Source organism: Bacillus cereus group sp. MYBK108-1, from assembly GCF_051917185.1.
In the GTDB taxonomy this organism is placed as follows: domain Bacteria; phylum Bacillota; class Bacilli; order Bacillales; family Bacillaceae_G; genus Bacillus_A; species Bacillus_A cereus.
The window spans coordinates 99,038-116,312 of the sequence record NZ_JBQAHZ010000006.1 but is presented as its reverse complement, the minus strand read 5'-3'; the positions used below and the strand labels follow the sequence as shown (position 1 = coordinate 116,312).

Here is a 17,275-nt window from a genome sequence, read left to right as displayed (position 1 = left end):
ATCTTCATGAGCACTGAGTTATTAGATGCTTTGCTCGTATTAGAATCTGAAAAAGGCATTAGCAAAGACATTATTATTGATGCGATTGAAGCAGCTTTAATCTCTGCTTATAAGCGCAATTTTAATCAAGCACAAAACGTTCGTGTGAGCTTTAACCCAGAAGTGGGAACAATTCAAGTTTTAGCACGTAAAGACGTAGTAGACAATGTGTTTGATCCACGTCTTGAAATTTCTGTAGAGGAAGCAAGACAAATTAATCCAAACTACCAAGATGGTGACGTACTAGAAATTGAAGTAACACCAAAAGACTTTGGTCGTATTGCAGCACAAACTGCAAAACAAGTTGTAACACAACGAGTGCGTGAAGCAGAGCGCGGTGTTATTTACTCTGAGTTTAGTGATCGTGAAGAAGATATTATGGTAGGTATTGTACAACGTCAAGATGCTCGTTTCATCTATGTAAGCTTAGGAAAAGTAGAAGCTTTATTACCTGTAAGTGAGCAAATGCCTAATGAGCAATACAAACCACATGATCGTATTCGCGTATTCATTACGAAAGTAGAAAAAACGACAAAAGGACCACAAATTTACGTATCACGTACACATCCTGGTCTTTTAAAACGTTTATTCGAAATGGAAGTTCCTGAAATCTATGATGGAACTGTAGAAATTCGTTCTGTAGCACGTGAAGCTGGCGATCGCTCTAAGATCTCTGTATATGCAGAGAACACTGATGTTGATCCAGTTGGTTCTTGTGTAGGACCAAAAGGGCAACGTGTACAACGCATTGTAGACGAATTAAAAGGTGAAAAAATTGACATCGTTCGCTGGTCAAATGATCCAGTTGAATATGTTGCAAATGCATTAAGCCCATCACAAGTTGTTAAAGTACTTGTAGATGAAGAAGAAAAAGCGACAACAGTAGTTGTTCCAGACCACCAGCTATCATTAGCTATCGGTAAGCGTGGACAAAATGCACGTCTTGCAGCTAAATTAACAGGCTGGAAAATTGACATTAAGAGTGAGTCTGATGCGAAACAACTTGGTATTGTAACAGAAGAAGATAGCGTAATCGCATTTGGATTCGATTCAGTGGAAGACGAAATCGAATAGAGGTGATGAGTATGAGCAATCGAAAAGTTCCGTTACGAAAATGTGTTGCAACGCAAGAAATGAAATCAAAACGAGAGCTCGTTCGCATTGTTCGTTCCAAAGAGGGAGAAGTGTCCATTGATTTAACTGGGAAAAAATCAGGACGAGGTGCTTACTTGTCGAAGGACAAGGAGAGCATTCTTCAAGCTCAAAAGAAAAATGTTTTGGAACATCATCTAAAAGCGAAAATCGACGGTTCTTTATATGAAGAGCTTCTTGAGCTTGTTGAGAAGGAGTCGAAATAAGTGTCCGATTGGAAATCGTTTTTAGGACTAGCAAACCGGGCTCGGAAAATTATTTCGGGTGAAGAACTCGTTTTAAAAGAAGTACGAAGTGGCAAAGCAAAACTTGTATTGCTATCTGAAGATGCGTCAGTAAATACTACAAAACGCATCACAGATAAAACTACGTACTACAACGTACCAATGAGAAAGGTCGAAAATCGACAACAATTAGGGCATGCGATTGGGAGAGATGAGCGAGTCGTTGTAGCTGTGTTAGATGAAGGCTTTGCGAAAAAGCTGCGTAGCATGCTCGATACAAATTACCGGGGGTGAAGGTATGAGTAAAATTCGAGTGCATGAATATGCAAAAAAACATAATATCTCAAGTAAAGATCTTATGACAAAACTAAAAGAAATGAATATCGAGGTTTCGAATCATATGACAATGTTAGACGATGAAGTAGTAAATAAATTAGATAATGAATATCAAACTGAAAAACCTTCTGTTGCAGATGAGTTTGAAGTAGAAGAAAAAGTTGTTCGCAGTAAAAAGAACAGCAATAAGAAAAAGAAAAAAGGCAAAGGAAACGAAGACAAACGTCAAGAGAACTTTGCTGGTAGACAACAAACTCAAATTGTAGAAACACCAGATAAAATTACTTTCTCTGGAAGCCTTACAGTAGGAGATCTTGCTAAAAAATTAAGCAAAGAGCCATCTGAAATTATTAAGAAGCTCTTCATGCTTGGAATTATGGCAACAATTAACCAAGACTTGGATAAAGATACAATTGAGTTAATTGCTAACGACTACGGTATTGAAGTAGAAGAAGAAGTAATTGTGAGCGAGACTGAGTTTGAAACATTCATTGATGAGCAAGATGATGAAGAGAACTTAAAAGAACGTCCAGCTGTAGTTACAATCATGGGACACGTTGACCACGGTAAAACAACATTACTGGATTCTATTCGTAACTCAAAAGTAACTGCAGGCGAAGCGGGTGGAATTACTCAGCATATCGGTGCATATCAAGTTGAAGTAAACGATAAGAAGATTACATTCTTAGATACACCTGGTCACGCAGCATTTACAACGATGCGTGCTCGTGGTGCACAAGTAACGGATATTACAATCCTTGTTGTTGCAGCGGATGACGGTGTTATGCCACAAACGGTTGAAGCAATTAACCATGCGAAGGCAGCAGGAGTACCAATTATTGTTGCTGTGAATAAAATGGATAAACCAGCTGCAAACCCTGATCGCGTAATGCAAGAACTAACAGAATATGAATTAGTTCCAGAAGCTTGGGGCGGAGATACTATTTTCGTACCAATTTCTGCAATTCAAGGCGAAGGCATTGACAACTTACTAGAAATGATCCTTCTTGTAAGTGAAGTAGAAGAATATAAAGCAAATCCAAACCGCTATGCAACTGGTACAGTAATCGAAGCACAGCTTGATAAAGGTAAAGGAACTATCGCGACATTACTTGTTCAAAACGGTACGCTTCGAGTTGGAGATCCAATCGTTGTTGGAACTTCATTCGGACGTGTTCGTGCAATGGTAAGTGATATTGGTCGTCGTGTAAAAGTTGCTGGTCCATCAACTCCTGTTGAAATTACTGGTTTAAACGAAGTACCACAGGCTGGAGATCGTTTCATGGCATTCGCTGATGAGAAGAAAGCTCGTCAAATTGGTGAATCACGTGCACAAGAAGCGTTAGTTGCACAACGTGGTGAGAAATCTAAATTAAGCCTTGAAGATTTATTCCAACAAATCCAAGAGGGCGATGTAAAAGAAATTAACTTAATCGTAAAAGCAGACGTACAAGGTTCTGTTGAAGCGATGGCAGCATCACTTCGTAAAATTGATGTTGAAGGCGTAAAAGTTAAAATCATTCACACTGGTGTAGGTGCGATTACAGAATCTGATATCATTTTAGCTTCTGCATCTAATGCAATTGTAATTGGATTTAACGTACGTCCAGATGTGAACGCGAAGCGTACAGCTGAATTAGAGAACGTTGATATTCGTTTACACCGTATTATTTATAAAGTAATCGAAGAGATTGAAGCAGCGATGCAAGGTATGCTTGATCCAGAATTCGAAGAAAAAGTAATCGGTCAAGCAGAAGTTCGTCAAACGTTTAAAGTAACAAAAGTTGGAACAATCGCAGGTTGTTATGTAACAGACGGTAAAATTACGCGTGATAGTGGCGTACGTATTATCCGTGACGGCGTAGTAATTTTCGAAGGACAACTTGATACGTTAAAACGTTTCAAAGACGACGTAAAAGAAGTTGCACAAAACTATGAGTGTGGTATTACAATTGAGAGATATAATGATCTTAAAGAAGGGGACATCATTGAAGCGTACATTATGGAAGAAGTGAAGCGATGATTATCGCTTCACTCTCATTCGAGTGTATGATTTACGATGTGCATTCTTTAAAAGAGAAACGTGCAATTTTACAACGTGTGTTAACTCGTGTGAAACAGCGCTATAATGTAGCTGTTTCTGAAGTTGGGCACCAAGATGTATGGCAACGTACAGAAATTGCAATTGTTTCCGTATCCTCAAATCGTGTTATCTGTGAAAAAGAAATGAATCGTGTACTTGAGTACATCGATTCATTTCCTGAAATTGAACGTACAATAACACATTTGGAATGGTATTGAATGAGGTGAAGAGTTATGAAATTACGTGCGAACCGTGTGGGCGAGCAAATGAAAAAAGAATTAGGCGATATTATCAGTCGTAAAATTAAAGACCCACGTATTGGATTTGTTACAGTAACAGATGTACAAGTGAGTGGTGATTTACAAATTGCTAAAGTATATATTTCTGTTTTAGGTGACGAAGAACAGAAAGAAAATACTTTAAAAGGTTTAGCGAAGGCAAAAGGCTTTATTCGTTCAGAAATTGGCCAACGTATTCGTCTTCGTAAAACACCGGAAATTACCTTTGAGTTTGATGAGTCTATCGGATATGGTCATCGAATTGATACACTTTTACATGAAATTAATAAAGACGGTAAACGTGAAGAATAATGGATAGACATTTGTCTATCCATTTTTTCAATGCAAAATAAGTTTTGGATATTTAATACGAAAGAATTATGATGAGGTGAACATATATGGAAGGTGTAGTATTATTACATAAGCCAAAAGGCATGACATCACATGATTGTGTATTTAAATTAAGAAAGATATTGCGAGAAAAGAGAATTGGTCATACGGGAACATTAGATCCAGATGTAACAGGAGTATTACCAATTTGCGTTGGAAGAGCAACGAAAATTGCACAATTTTTAACAAGTGAAACGAAAACATATGAAGGTGAAGTAACATTAGGGTTTTCAACGACAACTGAAGACGCTTCTGGTGAGGTTGTTGAAACGAAAAATGTAGATCGTACTATTACTCGTATGGAAGTAGAGAAAGTCCTTGCGGAATTAACAGGCACGATTGAACAAATGCCACCAATGTTCTCGGCTGTAAAAGTAAACGGGAAAAAATTATATGAATATGCAAGAGCAGGACAAGAGGTGGAACGTCCAGTTCGTACAATTACAATTCATGAATTCGTATTACTTGATGATCGTGAAGTTTTTGAAGGAGAAAATATTTCATTCCGTTTCCGTGTAACGTGTAGTAAAGGAACATATGTAAGAACGTTAGCTGTAATGATCGGGGAGAAACTTGGTTTCCCATCACATATGTCTCACCTTGTAAGAACGGCATCTGGTGAATTTTTATTAGAAGATTGCATATCATTTGAAGAAATTGAAGAAAACGTGCAAAATGGAACAGTAGAGTCTATCTTCATTTCAATTGATGAAGCATTAAGTAAGTTTTCAAAAATCGTTGTAGATGAAAAGCAAGCAGAGAAAATAAAGAATGGTATGTTCTTAAAGAATGAATTAGAAATAACAGCACCATTTATTACAGTGTTTGATAAAAATGATCGTTGCTTAGCAATTTATGAACATCATCCGAAACATCCTGGCATGTTAAAGCCGATGAAAGTACTTGTGAATAATCAAGAACTAAAGCTATAATGAATTATTGGAAGGATTATTACAGAAAAAGGTGAATTCAAGCGTGAAACTTATTCATTTAACTCATCCACATGAACAAAATAAATTAGAATTACCACCTACTGTAATGGCATTAGGATTTTTTGATGGCATTCATTTAGGACATCAATGTGTAATTCGAACTGCGAAAAAAATAGCGGACGAACGAGGATATAAAAGTGCAGTTATGACATTTCATCCTCATCCATCTGTTGTTTTAGGGAAAAAGGATGCGCATGTGGAGTATATTACACCAATGCGTGATAAAGAAAAAATAGTCGAAAGCTTAGGAATCGATATATTATATGTGATTAAATTTGATGAATCATTTGCAGGGTTATTACCGCAACAATTTGTAGATGATTATATTATTGGTTTAAATGTAAAGCATGTAGTAGCAGGGTTTGATTATTCATATGGACGTTTAGGAAAAGGAAAGATGGAGACTTTACCATTTCATGCAAGAGGGGAGTTTACACAGACTGTGATTGAAAAAGTTGAATTTCAAGAAGAGAAAGTAAGTTCTACAGCATTACGAAAGTTAATTCGAAATGGCGAAATGGAGCAAATTCCATCTATTTTAGGTAGAGCCTATACTGTAGCGGGAACAGTTATACACGGCGACAAACGTGGGCGTCAAATTGGTTTCCCGACAGCTAATGTAGGTTTAAGTGATGAGTATTTATTGCCACCTGTAGGTGTTTATGCAGTGAGATTAAAAGTTCACGATGAATGGTACGATGGTGTATGTAATATTGGATATAAACCGACTTTTAAAGAAGATGAGCGTCAATTATCAATTGAAGTGCACTTATTTGAATTTAACAAAGATATATACGATCAAAATGTTACAGTAGAGTGGCATATGCGTATAAGAGCAGAAAAGAAATTCAACGGTATTGATGAGTTAGTTGAACAAATCGCAAAAGATAAGAAAACAGCACAAGAATATTTTATGAGCGAAAAGAATATACTTGCTTTTTCAAATGAAAAGTAGTATTCTATGTTATGTACTTTATGACAACCATTGCTTGGCATTGCGACTCACCGACGCTTGCTAGGTAATTGGGGGTTTAATTAATAGGAGGTGAAATAGGATGGCTTTAACACAAGAACGTAAAAATGAAATCATTGCACAATTTAGAACTCATGAGACTGATACTGGTTCTCCAGAGGTTCAAATTGCTGTCCTAACGGAGCAAATTAACACTCTAAACGAGCACTTACGTACTCACAAGAAAGATCATCATTCACGTCGTGGTCTATTAAAGATGGTTGGTAAACGTCGTAACTTACTAACTTACCTTCGTAATAGCGATATCACACGTTACCGTGAATTAATCACAAAGCTTGGCTTACGTCGATAGTCAAAGAAGCGGGAATATTCCCGCTTTTTTGTTAGGTAAAAATATATCTTCTACGCTTTATAGCTTACTTAATTTTAGGCAATACTAGAGGTAGAATATTGTGATATACTATCCATTTACATAGAAGAATTGAATACTTTAAATTGAGAGGGGTACTTAAATGAGTCAAGAAAAGCAAGTCTTCTCGATAGATTTAGCTGGTCGCCAGCTAACAGTTGAAACTGGTCAGCTTGCAAAACAAGCGAACGGAGCAGTATTAGTAAGATATGGCGATACAGCGGTTCTATCTACAGCAACTGCATCAAAAGAAGCAAAAAATGTAGATTTCTTCCCACTTACAGTAAACTATGAAGAGCGTTTATATGCAGTCGGAAAAATTCCTGGCGGTTTTATTAAGCGTGAAGGTCGTCCAAGTGAAAAAGCAATTTTGGCAAGTCGTTTAATCGACCGTCCAATTCGTCCGCTATTCGCAGATGGATTCCGTAACGAAGTACAAGTTGTCAGCATTGTAATGAGTGTTGATCAAGATTGTTCTTCTGAAATGGCAGCTATGCTTGGTTCTTCATTAGCGTTATCGATTTCAGATATTCCATTTGAAGGTCCAATCGCTGGTGCGACAGTTGGCCGTATTAATGGCGAATTCGTTATTAACCCAACAGTAGAACAGCAAGAACAAAGTGATATCCACTTAGTTGTAGCTGGTACGAAAGATGCGATTAACATGGTTGAAGCAGGAGCAGATCAAGTACCTGAAGAAACAATGTTAGAAGCAATTATGTTTGGTCATGACGAAATTAAACGTCTAATTGCATTCCAAGAAGAGATTGTACAAGCTGTAGGTAAAGAGAAATCAGAAGTGAAACTTTATGAAGTTGACGCTGATCTTAACCAAGCTGTACGTGAAATGGCTGAAGAAGATATGCATTCAGCAATTCAAGTACATGAGAAACATGCACGTGAAGATGCAATTAACGAAGTGAAAAAGCGTGTTATTGAGCATTACGAAGCGCAGGAAGCTGACGCTGATACATTAGGACAAGTAAATGAGATTTTATATAAAATTGTAAAAGAAGAAGTACGTCGTCTTATTACAGTTGAAAAAATCCGTCCAGATGGCCGTAAAGGTGACGAAATCCGTCCATTAGCATCAGAGGTTGGTATTTTATCTCGTACACACGGTTCTGGTTTGTTCACTCGTGGACAAACACAAGCATTAAGTATTTGTACATTAGGTGCATTAGGCGATGTGCAAATTTTAGATGGTCTTGGTGTAGAAGAATCAAAACGCTTTATGCACCATTACAATTTCCCATCATTTAGTGTTGGTGAAACAAGACCAATGCGTGGACCAGGTCGTCGTGAAATCGGTCACGGTGCACTAGGAGAACGCGCACTTGAGCCTGTAATTCCATCTGAAAAAGATTTCCCATACACAGTACGTCTTGTATCTGAAGTTTTAGAATCAAATGGTTCTACTTCACAAGCAAGTATTTGTGGTAGTACTTTAGCAATGATGGATGCTGGTGTTCCACTTAAAGCTCCAGTTGCAGGTATTGCAATGGGTCTAGTTAAAACTGGTGAGCATTACACAATTTTATCTGATATTCAAGGTATGGAAGATCATTTAGGTGATATGGACTTTAAAGTAGCAGGTACAGCACAAGGTGTAACTGCACTACAAATGGACATTAAAATTGATGGTCTATCTCGTGAAATTTTAGAAGAGGCATTACAACAAGCGAAAGTTGGTCGTGTGCACATTCTAAATCATATGTTATCTGTTATTCCAGAGCCACGCACTGAATTATCAGCGTACGCTCCAAAGATTATTACAATGACAATTAATCCAGATAAAATCCGTGACGTTATCGGACCGAGCGGTAAACAAATCAATAAAATTATTGAAGAAACTGGCGTTAAAATTGACATCGAGCAAGATGGCACAGTATTCATTTCTTCAATAAACCAAGAAATGAACGACAAAGCTAAGAAAATTATTGAAGATATCGTTCGCGAAGTACAAGTAGGTGAAATCTACGAAGGAAAAGTGAAACGTGTTGAGAAATTCGGTGCTTTCGTTGAATTATTCAGCGGTAAAGATGGATTAGTTCATATTTCTGAACTTGCACTTGAGCGTGTAGGTAAAGTAGAAGACGTTGTAAAAATCGGTGATGTAATTACAGTTAAAGTTATCGAGATTGACAAGCAAGGTCGCGTAAATCTATCTAGAAAAGTATTGCTAAAAGAAGAGCAAGAAAAAGAAGCTGCTAAAGAAGAAAACAAACAAGAGCAGCAATAAGTAAAAGCCAGTTTAACTGGCTTTTTTTGTTATGTAAAAATATGATTTATATATATTTTTATGTCAGCATAGGTATAGTTTTCATTATAACGCTCAAATTAACAAAGATAAGAAGAAAATGTTTTTATATAGTTAATTTGGGAGGGTTTATATGAAAGTTCGTATATTGGCATACATATGTATATTTTCTTTATATGTCAGTTTAGGCTCTTATTCTGTTTTTGCACAAGATAACTTGCATGAAGAAATTCAAAAGCATGCAAAAAAGTATGAGATTGCACCTCAAAATGCGATGATTGATAAAATATGGAAGGCAACACCTGGATATAATGGAAGACAAGTGGATATTGAAGCATCGTATAATAATATGAAGAAGCTAAAGGAATTTGATCAAAAATATCTTGAATTCAAAGAAGTCTCACCGAGTGTTCATTTAGAAGATTTATCACCCGCTCCAATTTATAGAGGGCATCCAAATAAAAAGATGGTAGGATTAACAATAAATGTGGCATGGGGAAATGAGTATTTGCCTCGCATATTAGAGATATTGAAAAAGCATGATGTGAAGGCCACTTTCTTTTTAGAAGGACGTTGGGTGAAAGAAAATTTACGATTTGCAAAAATGATTGTCGATGCAAATCAAGAAGTCGGAAATCATTCTTATACGCACCCTAATATGAAAACGCTATCGTCTGATGAAATACGAGAGCAGTTACAAAAAACAAATCGAATGATAGAAGTAGTAACGAATCAAAAAGTAAGATGGTTTGCCCCGCCGAGTGGAAGTTTTCGGGATGAAGTCGTGAAAATCGCTGATGATTTCCAAATGGGAACGATTATGTGGACTGTCGATACAATCGATTGGAAGCGACCTGAGCCAGATGTACTATTGCAGAGAGTAATGAGAAAAATACACCCAGGTGCTATCGTATTAATGCATCCTACTTCGTCAACGGCAGAAGCATTAGATACAATGATTAAAAAATTGAAGGAACAAGGATATAAAGTGGGGAATATAACAGAATTACTGGATGAAAAACGTGTGGATTAAATACATTTGCATGACATTCATCCTTAAACTTGTTATCATTAAATAATAGCACTTATTTAGAGAAACTGGCAGTAGGAGGAAAGTTTTTGATTAAAAAATATACTTGTAAAAATGGTGTAAGAATAGTTATGGAGAATATACCAACTGTAAGATCGGTTGCGATTGGTATTTGGATCCATGCGGGATCAAGAAATGAAAATGAAAAAAATAACGGGATTTCTCACTTTTTAGAGCATATGTTCTTTAAAGGGACAGAAACACGTAGTGCACGAGAGATTGCAGAATCATTTGATAGCATTGGTGGTCAAGTGAATGCATTTACTTCAAAAGAATATACATGTTACTATGCAAAAGTATTAGATGAGCATGCTAAATATGCTTTAGATGTTTTAGCAGATATGTTCTTTAATTCAACATTTGATGAGGAAGAACTGAAAAAAGAGAAGAATGTCGTATGTGAAGAAATTAAAATGTACGAAGATGCTCCAGATGATATTGTGCATGATATGTTAACGAAAGCAACATATGAAACGCATCCACTTGGATATCCTATTTTAGGAACAGAAGAAACGCTTAATACGTTTACAGGTGATACGTTACGTCAATATATAAAAGATCATTACACACCTGAAAATGTAGTTGTATCAATCGCAGGAAATATTGATGAAGCATTTTTACAAACAGTGGAGCAATATTTCGGTAGTTATGAAGGAACAACAAACCGTGAACAAGTACATAGCCCAATTTTCCATTTCAATAAGGTAGCCCGTAAAAAAGAAACGGAACAAGCTCATTTATGTCTAGGATATAAAGGCTTACAAATGGGACACGAAGATATTTATAACTTAATTGTATTAAATAATGTTTTAGGCGGTAGCATGAGTAGCCGTTTATTCCAAGAAGTACGTGAGCAACGTGGATTAGCTTACTCAGTATTTTCTTACCACTCTTCTTATGAAGATACAGGCATGTTAACACTTTACGGTGGAACAGGTAGCCAACAATTAGATACATTGTATGAAACAATGCAAGAAACATTAGAGACATTGAAAAATACAGGTATTACAGAAAAAGAGCTTATGAATAGTAAAGAGCAATTAAAAGGAAACTTAATGTTAAGTTTAGAAAGTACAAATAGCCGTATGAGCCGTAACGGTAAAAATGAATTGCTTCTTCGTAAACATCGTTCACTTGATGAGATTATTGAAAGTGTAAACACTGTAACAAAAGAAAATGTGGACGGATTAATTCGCAATATGTTTACTGACGAGTTCTCTGCGGCACTTATTAGTCCAGACGGAAAACTTCCAAAAGGAATAAAACTATAATCAATTTTTACGATGTATAAAAAATAACCTTCTCTCTTTTTAAATGAGAGAAGGTTATTTTTTTTATACATATAGAATAGGTACTAATTATAGACAATGCAAATGAAAAATTCATTAGGGGAGTGGAGTGTGTATGCGATTAAGTGAATTAAGTGGTAAAGAGGTTGTAGATATAGAAAAAGCGGAAAAAATGGGAGTCTTAGGTTATATGGATTTAGAGATTAATGAGAAAGACGGGCAAATACAAACACTTATAATACCTGTAGGGAAGTGGGGAGGTTTTAAAAAGGAACCACAAGAAGTAAGGGTGGCATGGAGTCAAATAAAGAAAGTCGGACACGATATGCTTCTTTGTGATAGTATAGATCGTTCAAATTCGGAGTGAAGGATGGCCATTTTGGTCATCTTTTTTTGTATCTACATAGAAACCTGATAAATCATATGTGCATTTGGATTTTCAATCACCATAAACTCGTACATTACATATGATGTGGAGGAAAAAGAAAAAGTAGGCACTTTTCTTATAAATGACAGAAAAAGAAGGTGAATTAGGGAATGTTGACTGAGATGCATATTGCTGTCATAGGAGGAGATGCAAGGCAGCTAGAAGTAATTCGTAAGCTAGTTGAATTGGATGCGAAACTTTCTTTGATAGGTTTTGATCAGTTAGATCATGGTTTCACAGGGGCAGCAAAAGAAAGTATACAAAATTTAGATTTCACTTCTGTAGACGCAATTATTTTGCCGGTTGCCGGTACAAATGCCAAAGGAGAAGTAGATACTATTTTTTCAAATGAAAAAGTTTCAATAACGAAAGAACAAATTGAAAATACACCAGAACACTTTACTATATATTCAGGTATTGGTACACCTTACTTGGAAAATCTCGTATCTACTACGAACCGAAAACTTGTTAAATTATTTGATCGTGATGATGTAGCAATATACAATTCTATTCCAACGGTAGAAGGTACATTAATGATGGTAATTCAACATACCGACTATACAATTCATGGGTCCAATGTAATGGTTCTAGGATTTGGTAGAACAGGAATGAGTGTTGCGAGAGCATTTCAATCATTAGGAGCCCATGTCAAAGTTGGAGCAAGACGATCTGAACATATTGCACGTATTACAGAAATGATGTTTTCTCCTTTTCATATGCAAGACATAGAGAAAGAAGTAGGAAATATCGATATTGTAATTAATACGATTCCGCACCTCGTTGTAACAGCGAATGTTATTGCAAAAATGCCAGCTCATACGTTAGTGATTGATTTAGCTTCTAAACCAGGCGGTACCGACTTTAGATATGCAGAAAAAAGAGGAGTCAAAGCATTGCTAGCACCTGGATTACCAGGTATTGTTGCCCCAAAAACGGCTGGGCAAATCTTAGCAAATGTTCTTTCTCAGTTATTAGCAGCAGATGCAATCGCAAAGGAGGAGGAAAAGAAATGAGTTTGAAGGGGAAACGAATTGGTTTCGGATTTACAGGTTCACATTGTACGTATGAGGAAGTTATGCCGCACTTAGAAAAATTAATTGCTGAAGGAGCAGAAGTACGTCCTGTTGTTTCATACACTGTTCAATCAACAAATACTAGATTTGGAGAAGGAGCAGAGTGGATTAAGAAGATTGAAGAAATAACAGGTTTTAAAGCAATTAATTCAATTGTTGGAGCAGAGCCACTTGGACCTAAAATTCCATTAGACTGCATGGTAATCGCTCCTTTAACAGGAAATTCTATGAGTAAATTTGCAAATGCAATGACAGATTCTCCAGTACTAATGGCAGCAAAAGCGACGCTAAGAAATGGCAAGCCTGTCGTATTGGCGGTTTCGACGAATGATGCTTTAGGGTTAAATGGGGTAAATCTAATTACACCAACAAGGTGACGACAAAGCATAAACGCTTATATGTCGCCATCTTGAGGGAGCTTAGGGTAAAGCACAAGTTCGAAATCATCGAGCCTTTGCCACTTTTCCTTTTTATAAACAGCCTTTTCTAAAACCGACTTTAGGAGGCTGTTTTTCTTTTTGGGATCATCTGTTTTAAAGTACAGATCAAGAACATGCTCCACTTGAGGTATTGTATCTTTCTTGACTTTTTCCTTCTTAATTTCGGTTTTAATTTCTTTCTTTAAGTTTTCCATAGTGGAAGTAATTTCAGTTATACGGTCAGAAACTACATTCGAGCGTTCTAAAAACATATCGACTGTGTAAACGCCACGTTCTAATAAATCATGTAAATTATTTTTTTGTTTTTGGACATCCATTAATTCTTTTTCAAGCTTGCGTAATGCAGCTTCATTCATTTGAATGACTTGTGTTTCTTTTAATTTGTCATCTTGCTTATGTTTTTCAAAATCAGCTTTATAATTGATGTACCATTCTTTTAATGCCTCGAGTAAATGCTTCTCAATTAATTCAGTATAACTTGATTTGTTTTCACAGCCACGGTGTTTACAATCCATCGTTTCTTTTCGGTTCTTCGGATAACGTTGGACCATGCTATAACCACATTTACTACATTTAATAATGCCAGCTAAAGGATTTTTAATTCCATTCGTATTGTAAGGAACGTGATATCTTGAGTTTAATTTCTCTTGTACTTGTTCAAATAAACTTTCAGGTATGATTGGCTCATGTTTGCCATCAGCAATAATCCAATCTGATTTTTCTTGTCTTGCACAACTACGTTTCACAGCGTCAGGATGTTTTACTTCTTTTCTCTTTTGCCAAGTCACCTTTCCGATGTACACATTGTTTTTTAATATATCTAAGATGCTGTAGGGGTTCCATTCATTACCTAGCTTACTTTTGTAGCCAAGATCATTTAACTTGCTCCTAATTGCATTTGCTCCCATATCCTCATTTGCATACCAATCAAATATCATTCTTACAACTGAAGCTTCTTCTGGATTAATTGTTAAAGTACGTTCTCGCTTATTTAAGCGATGGATATCATATCCGAATGGTGCATGTGTACCAAGATAATTCCCAGCCTCTACACTGGCTACACGACCTCGTTGCATACGTCGTGTAATAATCTTTAACTCCTTACGAGCCATAAACGCTTCAAATTCGCTGTATTCTTCATCCCACTCATCATTAAGGTCATAAGTCTTCCTAGGTGTCATAATCTTCGTATTCGAGCGTTTAAACGTCTCTAAAATGATTCCTTGTTCTTTCATACCACCACGACCTAAACGGTCCATATCCATACAAAGAACAACATCATATTTGTTATCTTCAATTTCTTCAAGCAATGCTAACATCTCAGGTCGTTTCACTAAACTCTCACCAGAAACGATTTCCTCACGGACAGCTAAAACATTTAAGTTCATTTCCTTGGCAATTTTCAGCAGGGTAGAGCGGTGTTTTGCTAGCGTTTCACCTTCGCCGCGTGCTTCGGCTTCGAGATCAGCACGGGATTTTCTTAGGTAGATTGCGGTTTTCATAGTAGGAACCTCCTTGTTATTAGTTATTATACGAATAGAAAGTGGAATAAATTATAAATAGTTGTTAAGATATTTTGTATTAAAGAGTACCAGAATTTTTTTATGTAGTTAGGTATGTTTGTGAAAAAACGGTTTGTAAGTGACTAGCTAACAACTGACTCTCATAATGTAACAAACGTTGTCTTGCAATCTGAAATGAAACATTAAAAGTTTGTGCAATGAAATGTATTGATTCCATTCTTGTTTCAGGGAAGTCTAGTTTTCTTAACATAAAAGTGGGAATGCAAAAATGTAGCATGAAATTCTTAGCCTTGTTTTCTTGATAGTCTAAAAATAGTTTCGGTATACATAGTTGATTTCCTGCATGAAACAGCACATGACAAAGTTCATGACCGAAATCCTCCCATTGATGGTAAGAAGCGATTCTATTGTCAATAATGATACTGGGCAAATTATTTCTGCAAATAGCGCGACTACCAAACGGAGCAAAATGTAACCAGATATTCAGTTTTTGAGAAATAGTTATCATATCAAGTTGTTCAGGAATAAAGATAGATAGAGAATAGTACAATTTTTTTATATAGTCTTCTGTTTGTGTTGTATAGTAGGGCTGTGTTTTATGCATATTATTCACTCCATCTCGAATTAGAACATTTGTTCTAATTTTAAACCGAAATAGTTAATTACGTAAACCCATTTAGAACAGTTCTTTGTAGAATTGAGTTATAGTAAGTAAAAGCTAAATTATGAATCATGGATGAAAAAACGTACGTTCTGTTATATAATTAAGCTAATAGAATTATAAAAAGAGGGGGAGGTATTATGAAAAGGTATATAATTATTATATCGGTCTGGTTAATGACTATTGGATTAATTATCCTCAATTTTATAACCCCACCTTCAAAATCATGGGTTAATTTTTGGACAAATGGAACTATAATATTAGGATGGATATTATTAGCCATTCAAACTACTTATAATAATTTAGATATATTTTTTATGTTTGTAAAAAGAATGAAGTTTCAGATACAGAATCCAGATTGTGTGTGGAATATGAGAATGTATATGATGACGAATGCATCAGGAAATTTATTAGATGAATTAGATTTAAAATTAGCGCAGATTTATACTGCAGATCAATTGAAAATTAGGCAAATCAGTATGGTCAGAAGGGATTATAAATTAGGTGCGATTCGTTTTGAAGTAAACTATAATGAAGATAAAAAAGAATTTATTTTTGATATTCAAGATATGGAAGTAAGTTATCGTGGAAGTAAGCGAATTTTTGATGATAAATTAGACATCCTTATTAATGATTTAAGAAGAGTATTTCAGCCATATAATGAAAGGTATCATGTCGGTATTGAGTTTAAAGAATTGAACCCATACTTTGGTTTATTTTTAAAGAAATTAGATTCAAAAAATATTGATGGTTTTAATGTTAGTTTTCATATGAAGGATAGTCAAATTAATGTATATAAAAAACAAATTGAGATTAGTAGTGGGAATTATGAGAACTTAAAAAGTACAGCGAAAAGCTACTTAGCTTTATCGCCTAATTAATTAGGTGGTTAAGCAAGTAGCTTTTTATATATGTCTATAGCTATATCTAATTCTGTTTCTATATCTTGGTAGGAATTATGTAGGGTAATAGACCCTCTTTTAGAGATTCCTATTGAATGTTCTTGAAAGTCTTTCACATATTTCATTTGTACATAAGAGACTTCTCCTTTTTCAATCATTTCTCTTACCCTAGGGTCTCTATCAACATCTTTCCCGAAATATGCAGCGGAATCTAGATTTAAACTATTAAGTATTTTTAACCACATTCCAGATATTTCAGGTACTTTAGTAATGATTTTAGAAAAGTCTACATCAATTTTAGATAACTTATATATTTTTTGTTCATTTAATGTTTTCATGACTTCTTCAGATGAATCGGTGTTAAGGCGTAAAAGTGCTAATTCCTGCTCTAAATTACAGAATGTATAGAATTTATGAGGCTTTAAATAATAAGCAAATTCTCGTCCAAAAACCCTACCTAAAACTTTTTCTTTTGTTTCGTGATAACAGTCAAATGTACGGAAATTTTGTAAATATTCATTGGGGTTGGGGGTAAGCTGTGTCCGTGGTTCTCCTTCCAGTAAAGATGTTCCATCAGGTTCTACTAATTGTAATTGATTAGCAGTATTAAATTCTTCAGTATAAAATTTAATTGCCTTGCAAATAAAATAAGATTTGCCCATGATGATTCCCTTCCTTACATACTCATTTATATATGCTGAGTTTATTTAAATTTCGCCGAAATATATGAATCT

The 17,275-nt window shown here is 35.6% G+C and carries 18 protein-coding genes and 1 pseudogene; 16 read left to right on the top strand and 3 right to left on the bottom strand.

The window, feature by feature from the left end:
* Window positions 1–6: 6 nt before the first annotated feature.
* The 15 genes and pseudogenes from nusA to dpaB form a co-directional block, all read left to right on the top strand.
* Window positions 7–1,113: a transcription termination factor NusA gene (gene nusA, locus ACTFSL_RS11630; protein WP_000102604.1), complete on the top strand. Its 1,107-nt coding sequence runs from the start codon at window positions 7–9 to the stop codon at window positions 1,111–1,113.
* 11 nt (window positions 1,114–1,124) lie between these two features.
* Complete coding sequence (gene rnpM, locus ACTFSL_RS11625) at window positions 1,125–1,397, top strand: RNase P modulator RnpM (RefSeq protein ID WP_000071127.1); 273 nt, start codon at window positions 1,125–1,127, stop codon at window positions 1,395–1,397.
* Window positions 1,398–1,709, top strand: coding sequence for a YlxQ family RNA-binding protein (locus ACTFSL_RS11620; protein ID WP_001286523.1), 312 nt, complete (start codon window positions 1,398–1,400; stop codon window positions 1,707–1,709). It abuts the gene before it with no gap.
* Window positions 1,710–1,713: 4 nt separating this feature from the next.
* On the top strand, window positions 1,714–3,774 hold the full coding sequence (gene infB / locus ACTFSL_RS11615) for a translation initiation factor IF-2 (protein ID WP_000036343.1): 2,061 nt from the start codon (window positions 1,714–1,716) through the stop codon (window positions 3,772–3,774).
* Window positions 3,771–4,052 carry a DUF503 domain-containing protein gene (locus tag ACTFSL_RS11610; RefSeq protein ID WP_000582363.1) on the top strand — a complete coding sequence of 94 codons (282 nt, stop codon included), beginning with the start codon at window positions 3,771–3,773 and terminating at the stop codon, window positions 4,050–4,052. The genes infB and ACTFSL_RS11610 overlap by 4 nt, the downstream gene beginning before the upstream one ends.
* Before the next feature lie 15 nt (window positions 4,053–4,067).
* Window positions 4,068–4,424 (top strand): 30S ribosome-binding factor RbfA, encoded by a 357-nt coding sequence (rbfA, locus tag ACTFSL_RS11605; RefSeq protein ID WP_000776437.1) that lies wholly within the window; start codon window positions 4,068–4,070, stop codon window positions 4,422–4,424.
* A gap of 86 nt (window positions 4,425–4,510) precedes the next feature.
* Complete coding sequence (gene truB / locus ACTFSL_RS11600; protein WP_440041776.1) at window positions 4,511–5,434, top strand: tRNA pseudouridine(55) synthase TruB; 924 nt, start codon at window positions 4,511–4,513, stop codon at window positions 5,432–5,434.
* 43 nt (window positions 5,435–5,477) lie between these two features.
* Window positions 5,478–6,449: a bifunctional riboflavin kinase/FAD synthetase gene (ribF, locus tag ACTFSL_RS11595; protein WP_000766706.1), complete on the top strand. Its 972-nt coding sequence runs from the start codon at window positions 5,478–5,480 to the stop codon at window positions 6,447–6,449.
* Between the two features lie 100 nt (window positions 6,450–6,549).
* On the top strand, window positions 6,550–6,819 hold the full coding sequence (gene rpsO, locus ACTFSL_RS11590) for a 30S ribosomal protein S15 (protein ID WP_001229392.1): 270 nt from the start codon (window positions 6,550–6,552) through the stop codon (window positions 6,817–6,819).
* 160 nt (window positions 6,820–6,979) lie between these two features.
* Window positions 6,980–9,118, top strand: a complete 2,139-nt coding sequence (pnp, locus tag ACTFSL_RS11585; protein WP_000076737.1) for a polyribonucleotide nucleotidyltransferase — start codon at window positions 6,980–6,982, stop codon at window positions 9,116–9,118.
* Between the two features lie 151 nt (window positions 9,119–9,269).
* Complete coding sequence (locus tag ACTFSL_RS11580) at window positions 9,270–10,169, top strand: polysaccharide deacetylase family protein (RefSeq protein ID WP_000868217.1); 900 nt, start codon at window positions 9,270–9,272, stop codon at window positions 10,167–10,169.
* An 86-nt stretch (window positions 10,170–10,255) separates the two neighbouring features.
* Complete coding sequence (locus tag ACTFSL_RS11575; RefSeq protein ID WP_000592996.1) at window positions 10,256–11,497, top strand: M16 family metallopeptidase; 1,242 nt, start codon at window positions 10,256–10,258, stop codon at window positions 11,495–11,497.
* A gap of 133 nt (window positions 11,498–11,630) precedes the next feature.
* Window positions 11,631–11,882: a YlmC/YmxH family sporulation protein gene (locus ACTFSL_RS11570; protein ID WP_001239759.1), complete on the top strand. Its 252-nt coding sequence runs from the start codon at window positions 11,631–11,633 to the stop codon at window positions 11,880–11,882.
* 170 nt (window positions 11,883–12,052) lie between these two features.
* Window positions 12,053–12,955 (top strand): dipicolinic acid synthetase subunit A, encoded by a 903-nt coding sequence (dpaA, locus tag ACTFSL_RS11565; RefSeq protein ID WP_000954735.1) that lies wholly within the window; start codon window positions 12,053–12,055, stop codon window positions 12,953–12,955.
* Window positions 12,952–13,377: pseudogene (gene dpaB / locus ACTFSL_RS11560) on the top strand (dipicolinate synthase subunit B); the annotation flags it as partial. The gene dpaA and the pseudogene dpaB, both read left to right, overlap by 4 nt.
* Window positions 13,378–13,409: 32 nt before the next feature.
* Here the strand turns inward: dpaB and ACTFSL_RS11555 are convergent.
* Window positions 13,410–14,957 carry a recombinase family protein gene (locus ACTFSL_RS11555; protein ID WP_440041774.1) on the bottom strand — a complete coding sequence of 516 codons (1,548 nt, stop codon included), beginning with the start codon at window positions 14,955–14,957 and terminating at the stop codon, window positions 13,410–13,412.
* A 100-nt stretch (window positions 14,958–15,057) separates the two neighbouring features.
* Complete coding sequence (locus ACTFSL_RS11550; protein WP_224200835.1) at window positions 15,058–15,582, bottom strand: ImmA/IrrE family metallo-endopeptidase; 525 nt, start codon at window positions 15,580–15,582, stop codon at window positions 15,058–15,060.
* Window positions 15,583–15,779: 197 nt separating this feature from the next.
* Between ACTFSL_RS11550 and ACTFSL_RS11545 the strand changes: the two genes are divergently transcribed.
* Window positions 15,780–16,520 (top strand): hypothetical protein, encoded by a 741-nt coding sequence (locus ACTFSL_RS11545; RefSeq protein ID WP_440041772.1) that lies wholly within the window; start codon window positions 15,780–15,782, stop codon window positions 16,518–16,520.
* Between the two features lie 8 nt (window positions 16,521–16,528).
* On the opposite strand, the gene ACTFSL_RS11540 is transcribed toward ACTFSL_RS11545, so the two are convergent.
* Complete coding sequence (locus ACTFSL_RS11540) at window positions 16,529–17,203, bottom strand: hypothetical protein (RefSeq protein WP_390211260.1); 675 nt, start codon at window positions 17,201–17,203, stop codon at window positions 16,529–16,531.
* Window positions 17,204–17,275 lie beyond the last annotated feature (72 nt).

What these genes read in the sequence shown, in the direction of transcription:
- nusA (WP_000102604.1), top strand. Translation starts at nt 7, where the DNA reads ATGAGCACTGAGTTATTAGATGCTTTGCTCGTATTAGAATCTGAAAAA.
- rnpM (WP_000071127.1), top strand. Translation starts at nt 1,125, where the DNA reads ATGAGCAATCGAAAAGTTCCGTTACGAAAATGTGTTGCAACGCAAGAA.
- infB (WP_000036343.1), top strand. Translation starts at nt 1,714, where the DNA reads ATGAGTAAAATTCGAGTGCATGAATATGCAAAAAAACATAATATCTCA.
- ACTFSL_RS11610 (WP_000582363.1), top strand. Translation starts at nt 3,771, where the DNA reads ATGATTATCGCTTCACTCTCATTCGAGTGTATGATTTACGATGTGCAT.
- rbfA (WP_000776437.1), top strand. Translation starts at nt 4,068, where the DNA reads ATGAAATTACGTGCGAACCGTGTGGGCGAGCAAATGAAAAAAGAATTA.
- truB (WP_440041776.1), top strand. Translation starts at nt 4,511, where the DNA reads ATGGAAGGTGTAGTATTATTACATAAGCCAAAAGGCATGACATCACAT.
- rpsO (WP_001229392.1), top strand. Translation starts at nt 6,550, where the DNA reads ATGGCTTTAACACAAGAACGTAAAAATGAAATCATTGCACAATTTAGA.
- pnp (WP_000076737.1), top strand. Translation starts at nt 6,980, where the DNA reads ATGAGTCAAGAAAAGCAAGTCTTCTCGATAGATTTAGCTGGTCGCCAG.
- ACTFSL_RS11580 (WP_000868217.1), top strand. Translation starts at nt 9,270, where the DNA reads ATGAAAGTTCGTATATTGGCATACATATGTATATTTTCTTTATATGTC.
- ACTFSL_RS11570 (WP_001239759.1), top strand. Translation starts at nt 11,631, where the DNA reads ATGCGATTAAGTGAATTAAGTGGTAAAGAGGTTGTAGATATAGAAAAA.
- dpaA (WP_000954735.1), top strand. Translation starts at nt 12,053, where the DNA reads ATGTTGACTGAGATGCATATTGCTGTCATAGGAGGAGATGCAAGGCAG.
- ACTFSL_RS11555 (WP_440041774.1), bottom strand. Translation starts at nt 14,957, where the DNA reads ATGAAAACCGCAATCTACCTAAGAAAATCCCGTGCTGATCTCGAAGCC.
- ACTFSL_RS11550 (WP_224200835.1), bottom strand. Translation starts at nt 15,582, where the DNA reads ATGCATAAAACACAGCCCTACTATACAACACAAACAGAAGACTATATA.
- ACTFSL_RS11545 (WP_440041772.1), top strand. Translation starts at nt 15,780, where the DNA reads ATGAAAAGGTATATAATTATTATATCGGTCTGGTTAATGACTATTGGA.
- ACTFSL_RS11540 (WP_390211260.1), bottom strand. Translation starts at nt 17,203, where the DNA reads ATGGGCAAATCTTATTTTATTTGCAAGGCAATTAAATTTTATACTGAA.